Below are 11,952 nucleotides of genomic sequence, written 5' to 3'. Positions count from 1 at the left end.
CCCGGCCGCGATCGCGCAGCGCTAGCCCTCGCGGCGTACGCGAAACACCACGCTGATGCGCGGCCCCTGAGCGCGCCTGGTCTTGGGAATGCCGTGCTCGTGGCTGAGCTGGGACGCGTGGCTCATGCTCAGCAGGCTGCCCGGAGCCAGGTCCACGGCCAGGGTGTCGCGCGCGCCGCGCTGGGCCCTGATCAGCATGCGGCGCGGCGCGCCCAGCGAAACCAGGGTTATAGGCCGGCCGGGCACGAGGGTATGCAGCTTGTCGTGGTGCATGGCCACGCTGTCGCGGCCGTCGCGGTACAGGTTCATGCCGATGCGGTTGTACGGCGCCGGCACCTGGGCGCGGACCCGTTGCAGCATGTCCGCCAACGGCAGGTCATCGGGCAGCTCCTGGGTGTCGTAGTGCGCCAGCAGACGCGGCACGTCGACGATGCGGTCGTACATCGGCCGCTGCAGATGCGTCCACGCCGCCCGCGCATGCAGGATTTCGAACCACGCCTCCGCGGTCGCGGCGTCGACGAAGCCGGGCCAATAGCGCACGCCGCCTTCGGCATCGTCCACCAGAGTCCGGCAGTCGATCGCGAACAGGTCGTCGGCGTGGGCGCACAGCGCTTTCATGCGGCGTCCTTCAATGGAAATCGCGCGAGGAGGTCTGCAGATCGCCGAGCAGATGACTCAGATCCTGCAGTTCGCGCGCGATCAGGTGCTGCACGCCGTCGACCTGCTCCCAGCGCCCGCGCACCGCTAGCAGGCGCGCCCCCAGCAGGGCCTTGCGCGAACGCAGCGCCACGTCCTGCCACACCACCACGTTGACCATGCCGTGTTCGTCTTCGAGGGTGACGAAGATGGTGCCGCCGGCCGTGGCCGGACGCTGGCGCTGGGTGACGATGCCGGCCGCGTGCACGCCGCGCCCATGCCGCTGTTCGCGCAACTGGCGCGAGTCCATCACCCGGTGCGGTTGCAAACGCTTGCGCAGCAGCGCCATCGGATGCGTGCGCAGGGTCAGGCCGACGGCGCGGTAATCGGACAACACGTCCTCGCCCTGGGTCGGCGCGGGCAACTCGATGACATCCTCGTCCGGGCTGTCCGGCAGCAAGGGGCGCTGGCGCTCGATACCGGCCACCGCCCAGCGCGCGGCGTGGCGATGCCCGGCCAGGCTCTGCAAGGCGCCGGCCTCGGCCAGGGCGTGGCGCGCCTTCTCGTCCAGCCCGGCGCGCAGGCACAGATCGCGCACGTCGGCGAACGGCGCCTGCGCGCGCGCGGCGACGAGCGCGCGCGCCATCGTTTCCGACAGGCCGCTTACCTGGCGCAGACCCAGGCGCAGCGCCGCCTGTCTGCCGTCGTCTACGCCGACGCGATATCCGCCGCCTTCCAGGGTGTTGTCCCAGTCGCTGCAGGTCGCATCCACCGGGCGCACTTCCACGCCGGCACGCTCGCCGCGGCCGCGTCGGGTGTCCTGCACGATCTCGCTGGGCGAATAGAAGCCCATCGGCTGGGCGTTGAGCAGTGCGCAGGCGAAGGCCGCCGGCTCGTGGCGTTTCATCCAGCAGCTGACGTAGACCAGTTTGGCGAACGAGGCGGCGTGGCTCTGCGGAAAACCGTAGGAGCCGAAGCCCTTGATCTGTTCGAAGATCTGATCGATGAACGCCGAGGAGTAGCCCTTATCCTCCATCAGGGCGCGGATGCGCTCGCGATGCGGTTCCATGTCCCCGCCCCGGCCCCAGGCCGCCATCGAGCGGCGCAGGCGATCGGCCTGCTCCGGCGTGTAGCCGGCATGGATCACCAGCTCCATCACCTGCTCCTGGAACAGCGGGATGCCCAGGGTCTTGCCGAGGATGTCCTCGATGCCTGCCGAGGGGTAGACCACCGGCTCCTTGCCCTGCCTGCGCCGCAGATAGGGATGCACCATGCCGCCCTGGATGGGACCGGGCCGGACGATGGCCACTTCCACCACCAGGTCGTAGAAGTTCTTCGGCTTCAGCCGCGGCAGCATGCTCATCTGCGCGCGCGATTCGATCTGGAACACGCCGATCGTGTCGGCGGCCTGGATCAGTTCGTAGGTCGGCCCATCGCCCGGCGGCAGGCGCGCGATGTCCAGGCGATAGCCGCGGTGGCGTTCGATCAGGTCCACCGCCTTTCGGATGCAGGTCAGCATGCCCAGCGCCAGGCAGTCGACCTTCAGCAACTTCATGGTTTCCAGATCGTCCTTGTCCCACTGGATGATGGTGCGGTCGTCCATGGCCGCGTTCTCCACCGGCACCACCGTGCTCAGCGGCGCATCGCTGATGACGAAGCCGCCGACGTGCTGCGACAGGTGGCGCGGATGGCCGCGCAGCTGCGCGGTCACCGCCAGGACGCGCCGGATCAGCGGGTTGTCCGGGTCGAAACCGGCCTCGCGCAGGCGCTGCTCCATCGGCGTCTCGCCGTTGCCCCAGCCGTAGCACTCGGCCAGTAGCGCGATCTGGTCCGGCGGCAGCCCGAAGGCCTTGGCCACGTCGCGCACCGCGCTCTTGCCGCGGTAGCGGATCACCGTGGCGGCCAGCGCCGCGCGCTCGCGGCCGTACTTTGCGTACACGTACTGCAGCACTTCCTCGCGCCGTTCGTGCTCGAAGTCAACGTCGATGTCGGGCGGCTCGCCGCGCTCCCTGGACAGAAAACGCGCCATCAGCAGCCGGCTCTCGGCCGGATCGACCGCGGTGATGCCCAGCGCGTAGCACACGGCCGAGTTGGCCGACGAGCCGCGGCCCTGGCAGAGGATATTCAGCGATCTGGCGTGGCGGACGATGTCCTCCACGGTCAGGAAGAAAGCCTCGTATTTGAGCTCGGCGATCAGTTCCAGCTCGGTGTCGATCTGCGCGGCGATATGCGCCGGCGTACCCCCCGGCCAGCGATCGCGCATGCCGGTCTCGGTCAAGGCGCGCAGCCAAGTGCTGGGCGTATGCCCTTGCGGCACCAGTTCGGCCGGATAGTTGTAACGCACCTCATCCATGCGGAAGCCGCACCGGCGCGCCAGCTGCACAGCGGCGGCCAGCAGTTCGGGCGGATAGATGTTGCCCAGCGCGCGGCGCGTGCGCAGGTGGCGTTCGCCGTTGCGGAACAGCTGCGCGCCGCAATCGGCCAGCGGCGTGTTGTGGCGGATCGCGGTCATGGTGTCCTGCAATACGCGCTGGCGGCGCAGGTCCATATGCACGTCGCCGGCCGCCACCGGGGTCAGCTCCAAGTGCGCCGCCATCTCCAGCAACAATTGCAGGCGCGCGGCATCGTCTTCTTCGCGGCGCAGCTCCACCGCCAGGAAAGCGCGCTCGCCGAGCAAGGCGCGCAGCCAGCGTCCCTGCGCCGCGTCCGGCACGCCGGCCGGCAGCCACAATGCGAACACGCCGGCCTCGCCATCGCCCAGTACCTGTTCCAGGTCCTGCCGGGTCAGGTGGTATGCGCCCTTCGGCGCCGCACGGCGCGCGTTGGTGATCAGCCGGCACAGCTGGGTGTAGCCCGCTTGGGTTTCCACTAGCAGCACCAGCTTGAGTCCGCAGTGCAGAGAGAACTCGCTGCCCACGATGAGGTTCAATCCGGTCGCGCGCGAGGCCTCCAGCGCACGCACGATGCCGGCTAGCGAGCACTCGTCGGTGATCGCCAGCGCTTCGTAACCGCAGTGCGCGGCACGCGCGAACAAATCCTCGGCGCTGGACGCGCCGCGCAGGAAGGAGAAGTCCGACAGGCAGTGCAACTCGGCATAGGCGGGCAGATCGCCGTCGCCGTCGGCATCGTCGTTGGCCGCATGCAGGCGCAAGCGGTGCGCGACCTCCCAGGCACGCGGCGGACGCCCGCCCGGCGTGTCGCGATAGACGCCGTTCACGGCATCGTCCCAGCTCATGCGAACCATCCGTGCAGCATCCAGCCCTCGCGCTCGCCCGGCGGCGCGTACGCCCAGGCGCGCTGGCCGCGGCCGGTCTCCACCAGGTAGTAATCGCGACGCGCGTCGGCACCGTCCCACCAGCCGCTTTCCAGCCGCTCCGGGCCGGACACGATGCGCAGCTGCGGATCGCGCAGCAGCATCGGCTGCGGCAATAGCCACAGCGGCCGCGGCGGACGCGCGGGCGCGCTGCCGATGCGGGTCTCGTCGCCGTCCACGCGTCGCCAGGCGCGTTCCGGGCGCGGGTCGCCGGAGGGCGTCACGCGGTACACCGCCTCGTCGCCCAGGCGCGCGCGCAAACGTTCGCGCAATTGCGGCCAAGGCTGGGTCTGCTGGGCGCGCGCGTCGAACAGATCGCGCGAGGCCGGCACGAACGGCGGCAGCTCGCGCGCCAGCAGGCGCAGCGCCACCACCGGCTGCGCGATCTGCACCCGCTCCAGGCGATTGCGGGTGAGCTCGAACAGCATCGCCGGCTCGCGCTCGGATGCCAGCAGGCCGACGTCGACATCGGTGTGCGCGCCCTCGTGCTCCAGGCGCAGCACGAAGCGCTGCACGCCGCCGTCGCGGATCGACAGATAGGTGCACAGATCGCCGATCAAACGCCGCAGCGGGAACAGCAGCGCCATGTGGCTTTCCACTTCGTAACCCAGCTCCACCCGCGCATCGAAGTGGTCCGGCGGAGCGTAGTAAGCCAGCGGATCGTCGGCCTGCCCGTACAGACGGTCCAGATGCTCCAGCAACGGCAGGCCGAAACGGCGGCGCAGGCTGTCGCGCGGCAGATTGCGCAAAGCGCGCAGATCGCGCACGCCCATGCGCTGCAGGCGCTCGCCATCGCCATCGGGCAGACGTGCGCGCCGCACCGGCACGCGATCCAGGTAGTCCGCCATCGCGCCCGGGTGCGGCAAGGCCAGGCCATCGCTGAGACCGGCCAGCACATGCGCCGCACGCGGCGTCGGGGCCAGCGCGATGCGGTGGCTGAAGCCGAGCGCGGACAGCTCTTCGCGCAACCGCGCTTCGATGCGCGGCCACGGCCCCAGCAAGCGAAAACTCGCGCGCACTTCCAGCACGATGCAACCCGGCCATTGCGCGCTGACCAGGGAGCTGTGGCGGTAAGCCCATGCGGCCAGGAAGCGCTGCCAGCGCGCCTCGGCCTGCGGCTCGTATTCCACCATCGAGAATTCCGGCAGCAAGGCGTGCGCGGCGGTCAGGCGCATGCCTGCGCGCAAGCCGGCCTCGGCGGCGCTGGCGTTCACCGCATGCAGGCTGCGCAACTGCGCCGGCCCGGCGACCAGGGCCAGCGGCGGGTCGGGATCAGGCAAACGCCGGAGGACGGCGTCCAGCGCCAGCTGCGGCAGCAGTATGCAGGCCCACAACATGCGCGCGCCTCACGCCGTGCCCGGTGCGTAGGTCTGCGCGGGCGCGGGACCGCCGCGGCATTTGCGCACATGCCAGGCGTCCCTGCCCTGCGCATCGCGCGCGTACTCCACCCGCAAGGCGGCAGGCGACGGGTTGGCCGCGTGCTTGCGGTCGCGCAGGGCGAAGCCCAGGCAATCGCCGCTGTCGGCGGCTACCTGCAAGCGGCGCAAGGCCGGCGCATCGGCATGCAAGGGCCAACCGATCACCGCCGCACAGGCGCCGCTGCGCAGGCATTGTTCGAACGCCCAGAGGGCATCGCGCGGCGAGGCGTCGACGATGTGCAGCGCCGCCAATTCCACCCCAGCCGCCTGCCAGGCCGGCGCATACGGCAGATAGGGCGGCGCGATCAGCGCCACCGTGCCGCCGGCCTGGGTCATGCGCACCAGGGTGGGCATCAGCAAGGACAACTCGCCCACGCCGTCGGCCGGCAGCAGCAGTTCGGTCAGTGCGCGGCGCGGCCAGCCGCGTTGCGGCAACAGCGCATCCAAGGCTGCATGGCCGGAGGGCTCGCCCTCGGCGGCGATGCTCGCGCTGCGCCCGGCATGCCACAGCGTCTGCGCAGCCAGCAGGGTTTCGATGGCGACCACGGCGCCCATCTCAGCCCAGCCGCACCAGGCCGCAGTAGACGCCTTCGATGGCGAAGTCCTGCCCCGCTTCCACCACGATCGGCGCATGCGCGGGATTGCGCGGCAGCAGGCGGATCTGCCGGCGCGTGCGCTGCAGGCGCTTAATGGTCAACTCGCCGTCGATGCGGGCGACCACCGTCTGTCCGTCGCGCGCGTCGCTGCTGCGGTGCACGCCGACCAGGTCGCCATCCAGGATGCCGTCGTCGATCATCGAGTCGCCCTGCACCTTCAGCAGGTAATCCGGCGCTGGCGAGAACAGGCGGCGGTCCAGCCACAGCTGTTGGTCCAGGCCGATGTCCGCACCGATCGGCGCGCCCGCCGCGACCCGGCCCAGCACCGCCAGGGGCAGCACGTCGGCGCCGCCGCCCGGCAGGCGCAACCCGCGTTTCTGGCCCGGAGCCAGAGCCAGCAGGCCGTCGGCGACCAGCGCCTGCACGTGCTTCTGAGCGGCATTGCGCGAGGCGAACCCGAAGGCGGCGGCGATCTCGGCCAGGCTGGGCGCGCGTCCGGACGCCAGCTCCCGGCGCAAAAAGGCCAGCACGGCGGCGCGTTGCGGCGGCAGGGAGTCGATAGGATCCATAGGTGTACATTTGTACACCCATTGGTCGCAGGAGGCGAGACCCGGTACGCCGCCCGTCGGGCGCAAGCGCCTGAGCACCCATCCGGACGCCCCGCCGCGCCTCGCCCTCGCCCTGCCGCAAGGGTCCCCAGGGGCGGTTTACGGCCGCCCTAGGCCCATGAAACACTCGCGCCGCCGCCCAGCGCGGCCGTCGCCGGGGAGGCGGCGCAGGGGTGCAATCACACAGGGGAACCACATGCTCGTACGTCTCGTGGCGTCGCTCGCCGCGCTTTGCCTTTCGTTCAATGCTCTGGCCGCCAAGCCGGTGCCGCTGCCCATGCCGATCGCCCAGGACCTGCCGGTCGAACTGGTGCTGAGCCAGCAGGAAGTCGCCATCGACGTGCCCAACACCGCCTCGGCGATGGGCGCCCAGTTCGGCCTGATCGGTGCGCTGATCGGCAGCGCCGTGCAGAACTCGCAAACCAAGACCGCCGAAAAGCGCGTCGCCGACCTGCGCAACCTGCTGCTGGACTATCGCTTCAACGAGCGCATGGAACAGGCGCTGCGCGCCAGGCTGGCCGGCGAAGGCTTCTCGCCCAATCCGCAGGTGGCGGTGATGGCCACGCCGTGGGATGCCGCCAGCGCCAAGGACAGCGCCAAGCTGCCGCAGGACGTGCTGGTGCTGACCCCGCGCTACTCGATGAGCACTAACCTGGGCGGCCTGACCGTGCGCCTGCAGGCCAGCTACATGCATCGCGAGCGCAAGAGCAATGGCAAGGTCAAGGAAACCGTGCGTTTCAGCCGCCCCTACACCTTCCAATACAACGTCACCGACTACCCCAGTGAAGACGGCGCCATCGACCGTCGCTGGCTGGCGATGGGCCCGGCCGGCGTGAGCGCGCTGATCGACAACGGCATCGCCCAGGTCACCGACATGCTGGCCTACGACTTCTCCGCCGCCGGCCGCGCCGAATCGGCGACCAAGGTGAAGAACGACAAGATCCCGTTCGCCGGCAACATCTACCGCGGCCGTTCGCTGCGCGCCACGCCCGACCAGGTCTGGGTGCGCAGCGGCAACAGCTGGATGCAGAGCGTCAACGGCTACACCACCCTCAACGCCGGCAAGATGACCGCCGCCGCGCCGGCCCCGCAGCCCGTCGTCGAGGCCGCACCGGCCGTTGCCCCCGTGGCCATGCCCGCAGCACCGGCCGCCAACGACGCCGCGCCCTCCGCGGCCGGTGCCGATGCAGGCGCAGGCGCAGGCAGCCGATGAGCCGCGCGTTACTCCCGCTGGCAATGGCAATGGCGGTTGCGGCGACGCTCGCCCTGAGCGCGTGCAGCCAGAAAGTGCATCAGGTCGTGGTGCGTTCGGACCGCCTGCCGGCCACCGCGCCGTCGAAGAAACTGCCGCGCCTGAGCTGCGTCTACCAGCTGATGGACGTCGTCGACGCCCGCGCCGCCGGCAATCGCGCCGGCGGCCTGGGCAATCACCAGTTGCTGCTGGACGACGCCCCCACCCTGGTCCGCAACCAGCTGCAGAAAGTCGGCATGACCAGCGCGGACGCGGCGGCCGACAGCGACGCCCGCCGCGTGGCCGTGCAGATCAAGCAGCTGTACCTGGCCCAGAACCAGGTCACCAAGGTCCCGGTGGCCGTGTACAGCGTGCGGGTCGGCGACGGCGCCCCGTTCGTGATCCGCGCCCAGGCCGCGACCATGAACTGGAACGGCTCGGAGAAAGAGGCCTACCAGGCCTTGGCCGACGTTCTGGGCGATGCCAGCGCCCAACTGGTCAACACGCTCAACAAGGACTGCGGCGCGAACAAAGCCAGCTGATCGCCGCGTCATCGTTTACGGTAGCCAGGGTGGACACCTCCACCCTGGCGCACCGCCGTCAGACCGCATACACATGGAGCGATACCCGTGGCCCGAATGCTACTGCTGCTTGCGGTCTGCCTGTTGAGCGGCTGCTCCCTGGGCGAGGGCACCGTCGCCGCCGACGTCGTCAGGCTGTACCCCGGCTGCCAACTGGACAAGCTCAACGAGACGCATCCGCTGGCCGCCGACAGCGAACAGATCCTGGCCAAGTTCACCTACACCTGCAAAAACGAATCGCACCTGCGCTACGGCAACCTCGTCTACCGCAAGGGCATGGATACCGGCGTCACCATCTATTGCTGCGCGCGCGAGGCCACGCCCGAGGAGATCTGAGCGCCGCGGTCGACCGCGAAACTCGGGAGTACGAGCGGGTATCCACGGATCGTCTTGTACTGCCTGCGACTTCGCAGTCCCAGCCATCGCGCCGCACTGCGTCATCCCAGATGTGTCGTGTAGCGTTCTGACAACGGTTCGGACTGCCCCGCGGGCCCATACACAATTCGTTGCCGACCCCGATGCTAGGTTCGGCGCTCCTCACTTCGGAGCGCAGCATGGAAACCCAGCGCATTCACCGTGGTCGCCTGATCGATCACATCCAACTGGTGGTGAAGGACCTCAAGGCCAGCCAGGGCTTTTACGAGGCCGTATTCAAGGTGCTCGACGTGCCCATCGGCGGCACCGGCGACGATTTCTTCTGGGCCGATGAACTGTTCGTCTCCACCGCCGACAGCGAGGCGGCGCAGGGCGAGCTGACGGGACGCCACCATCTGGCCTTCCAGGCCAAGGACCGCGCGACCGTGGACGCCTTCCACAAGCAAGCGCTCGCCAACGGCGGTCGGGACAACGGCGCGCCCGGCGAGCGTCCTTACCATCCGGGCTACTACGCCGCGTTCGTGATCGATCCGGACGGCAACAATATCGAGGCGGTCCATCACGGCGAAGGCGAGCGCAGCGCCGCTTCGGTGACGGTCGACTTCAAGGCCTAGGCAGAACGAGACGTGCGCGTCGCGGCCGGCCGGGAGCCGGCCGCGCTCAGCTCTTGTAATTGAACGTCCGGTTGATGCCCAGCGCGGCGAGCGTGCCGATCGCGCCCGACAGCAGATAGGCGCCCAGCCAGGCCAGGCCGAACTGCGAGCACAGGCCCAGGGCGACCAGCGGCGCGAACGCGGCGCCGATCAGCCAGGCCAGATCGGAAGTCAGCGCGGCGCCGGTGTAGCGGTAGCGCCGGCCGAAGTTGGCCGTAACCGCGCCCGCCGCCTGGCCGTAGGACAGGCCGAGCAGGGCGAAGCCGATCAGGATGAAGGCGTCCTGGCCCATCGAACCCGCGCCCATCAAGGTGGGGGCGAAACCGCTGAACATCGCGATCACGATGGCCAGGCCGCCCAGAGTGCGGGCGCGACCGACGCGGTCGGCGATCAGGCCGGACACGACGATGCCGCCGGCGGCGATGAAGCCGCCCAGGATCTGCACCATCAGGAAGCCGACGATGGACTGATCCGAATACAGCTTGATCCACGACAGGGGAAAGATCGTCACGATGTGGAACAGCGCATAGCTGGCGAGCGCGGCGAACGCGCCGACCACCACGTGCTGGCCCTTGGCGCTGAACAGCTCGCGGATCGGCGTGGGCTCCAGTTCCAGCTCGCCCATCTTGTCCTGGTATTCCTCGGCCACGACCAGGCGCAGCCGCGCGAACAGCGCCACCACGTTGATCGCGAACGCGACGAAGAACGGGTAACGCCAGCCCCAGCTCAGCAGATCCTGCTCGCCCAGGTTCGCGTACAGGAACGCGAACACGCCCGAGGCGACGATGAAGCCGACCGGCGCGCCCAATTGTCCGAGCATCGCGTACCAGCCGCGGCGTTCCTTCGGCGTGTTGAGCGCCAGCAGCGACGGCAGGCCGTCCCACGACCCGCCCAAGGCGATGCCCTGCAGCACGCGGAAGAACGCCAGCAACGCGATCGACAACCCACCCAGGGTGCCGTAACCCGGCAGGAAAGCGATGCCCGCCGTGGCGGTGCCGAGCAGAAACAGGGCCACGGTCAATTTGACGCCACGGCTCCAGCGCGTCTGGATCGACATGAACAGCATCGTGCCCAGCGGACGCGCCAGGAATGCCAGCGCGAAGATCGCGAAGGACCACAGCGTGCCCTGCAGCCGATCCAGGAACGGGAAGAACACCGACGGAAACACCAGCGCCGAGGCGATGCCGTAGACGAAGAAGTCGAAGTATTCGGACGCGCGCCCCACCACTACGCCGACGGCGATTTCGCCGGGAGCGACATCGGCATGCGCCTTGGCGCCGTGGTCGTGCGAGGAAGCGGTGGGGCCGGGAACGGTAGCCATCTGGGGGTGCGCGTCGACTTCAGGCAGGGATAGTTCGAGCCTAGGCTGACAGAGGCGGAGGCCCGAAGCGATAGGACAAAACGTCCAATACTCGTGAATGGGCGCGCGGACTACATTGATGCGCATCAAATAAGACTCCGCCCCAACCCCCTCATGCCCATCGCACGCAGACTCCTGCAAGCCGCAGCGCTGCTGGCCGCCGCCAGCCTGCTTTCCGGCTGCAACCTGGTGGTGTTCAACCCCGCCGGGGACATCGCGGCCCGCCAGGGCCAGCTGATCATCGCGGCGACGGTGCTGATGCTGATCGTGATCGTGCCGGTGATCGCGCTGACCTTCTGGTTCGCCTGGAAATACCGCGCCTCCAACCGCAGCGCCACCTACACGCCGGACTGGGACCATTCCACCCAGCTGGAGCTGGTGATCTGGGGCGTACCCCTGTTGATCATCATCGCGCTGGGCGCGATCACCTGGATCAGCACCCACCTGCTCGACCCCTATCGTCCGCTCGACCGTATTGCGGCGGGACGCCCGGTACCCGCGCAGCTCGAACCGCTGGATATCCAGGTGGTGGCGCTGGACTGGAAGTGGCTGTTCCTCTATCCGAAGGAAGGCGTGGCCTCGGTCAACGAAGTCGCGGTCCCGGTCGATCGGCCGGTCCGCTTCCACATCACCGCGTCCTCGGTGATGAACACCTTCTACGTGCCGCACCTGGCCGGAATGATCTACGGCATGCCGGGCATGGAAACCCAGCTCAACGCCGTGATCAACGCGCCGGGCGAGTACGAAGGCTTCTCCGCCAACTACAGCGGCGCGGGCTTCTCGCACATGCGCTTCAAGTTCCACGGCATGTCCAACGCCGACTACGACACATGGATCGCCGGGCTGCGCGGCAGCAAGCAGTCGCTGACGCGTTCGGCCTACCTCGAGCTGGAGAAGCCGAGCGAACGCGAGCCGGTGCGGCACTACACCAACGTCGACAGCACGCTCTACAGCGCCATCCTCAACCGCTGCGTCGATGCCGAGCGCCTGTGCATGGATCAGATGATGGCGCTGGACGCAGGCGGCGGCCTCGGCCTGGAAGGCCTGAACGCGCTGGCGATGCCGCGCCGCGGCGACCCGCGCCTGGGCGCGTACGTCTCCGCGGACGTGTGCACCGTCGACCAGCCGCCCCTGTCGCCCCTGGCGGCCGGCATGAAGGCGCCCTGAGGCGCCCGCTCCGA

Annotated in this window: 11 protein-coding genes; 5 read left to right on the top strand and 6 right to left on the bottom strand. The window is 69.2% G+C overall.

Annotation, left to right across the window (positions count from 1 at the left end):
* Positions 1–21: 21 nt before the first annotated feature.
* The 5 genes from ASE10_RS10650 to lexA are packed head-to-tail and all read right to left on the bottom strand — an operon-like array spanning position 22 to position 6,523.
* Positions 22–618 carry an alpha-ketoglutarate-dependent dioxygenase AlkB gene (locus ASE10_RS10650; RefSeq protein ID WP_055909286.1) on the bottom strand — a complete coding sequence of 199 codons (597 nt, stop codon included), beginning with the start codon at positions 616–618 and terminating at the stop codon, positions 22–24.
* A 10-nt stretch (positions 619–628) separates the two neighbouring features.
* Positions 629–3,871: an error-prone DNA polymerase gene (locus tag ASE10_RS10645; protein ID WP_056304846.1), complete on the bottom strand. Its 3,243-nt coding sequence runs from the start codon at positions 3,869–3,871 to the stop codon at positions 629–631.
* Positions 3,868–5,286, bottom strand: a complete 1,419-nt coding sequence (locus tag ASE10_RS10640) for a DNA polymerase Y family protein (RefSeq protein WP_056304844.1) — start codon at positions 5,284–5,286, stop codon at positions 3,868–3,870. The genes ASE10_RS10645 and ASE10_RS10640 overlap by 4 nt, the downstream gene beginning before the upstream one ends.
* Positions 5,287–5,295: 9 nt before the next feature.
* Complete coding sequence (gene imuA / locus ASE10_RS10635; RefSeq protein ID WP_056304842.1) at positions 5,296–5,922, bottom strand: translesion DNA synthesis-associated protein ImuA; 627 nt, start codon at positions 5,920–5,922, stop codon at positions 5,296–5,298.
* Between the two features lies 1 nt (position 5,923).
* Entirely contained in the window at positions 5,924–6,523 is a 600-nt protein-coding gene (lexA, locus tag ASE10_RS10630) for a transcriptional repressor LexA (RefSeq protein ID WP_056305263.1), read from the bottom strand.
* A gap of 244 nt (positions 6,524–6,767) precedes the next feature.
* On the opposite strand from lexA, the gene ASE10_RS10625 reads away from it, so the two are divergent.
* The 4 genes from ASE10_RS10625 to ASE10_RS10610 all read left to right on the top strand — a co-directional run bounded on the left by ASE10_RS10625 (position 6,768) and on the right by ASE10_RS10610 (position 9,372).
* Positions 6,768–7,784 carry a hypothetical protein gene (locus ASE10_RS10625; RefSeq protein WP_056304840.1) on the top strand — a complete coding sequence of 339 codons (1,017 nt, stop codon included), beginning with the start codon at positions 6,768–6,770 and terminating at the stop codon, positions 7,782–7,784.
* A gap of 29 nt (positions 7,785–7,813) precedes the next feature.
* Positions 7,814–8,344 (top strand): hypothetical protein, encoded by a 531-nt coding sequence (locus tag ASE10_RS10620; RefSeq protein ID WP_055909301.1) that lies wholly within the window; start codon positions 7,814–7,816, stop codon positions 8,342–8,344.
* An 87-nt stretch (positions 8,345–8,431) separates the two neighbouring features.
* Positions 8,432–8,719: a hypothetical protein gene (locus tag ASE10_RS10615; protein ID WP_157480840.1), complete on the top strand. Its 288-nt coding sequence runs from the start codon at positions 8,432–8,434 to the stop codon at positions 8,717–8,719.
* A 218-nt stretch (positions 8,720–8,937) separates the two neighbouring features.
* A complete protein-coding gene (locus ASE10_RS10610; protein WP_055909307.1) occupies positions 8,938–9,372 on the top strand; it encodes a VOC family protein in 435 nt (144 codons plus the stop codon).
* 46 nt (positions 9,373–9,418) lie between these two features.
* On the opposite strand, the gene ASE10_RS10605 is transcribed toward ASE10_RS10610, so the two are convergent.
* Positions 9,419–10,732, bottom strand: coding sequence for an MFS transporter (locus tag ASE10_RS10605; RefSeq protein ID WP_055909312.1), 1,314 nt, complete (start codon positions 10,730–10,732; stop codon positions 9,419–9,421).
* A 153-nt stretch (positions 10,733–10,885) separates the two neighbouring features.
* On the opposite strand from ASE10_RS10605, the gene cyoA reads away from it, so the two are divergent.
* Entirely contained in the window at positions 10,886–11,938 is a 1,053-nt protein-coding gene (gene cyoA, locus ASE10_RS10600; protein WP_055909315.1) for a ubiquinol oxidase subunit II, read from the top strand.
* Positions 11,939–11,952 lie beyond the last annotated feature (14 nt).

The organism is Lysobacter sp. Root76 (assembly GCF_001428685.1).
Lineage (GTDB): Bacteria > Pseudomonadota > Gammaproteobacteria > Xanthomonadales > Xanthomonadaceae > Lysobacter.
The sequence above is the reverse complement of the archived record's forward strand: the minus strand, read 5'-3'. Positions and strand labels throughout refer to the sequence as shown.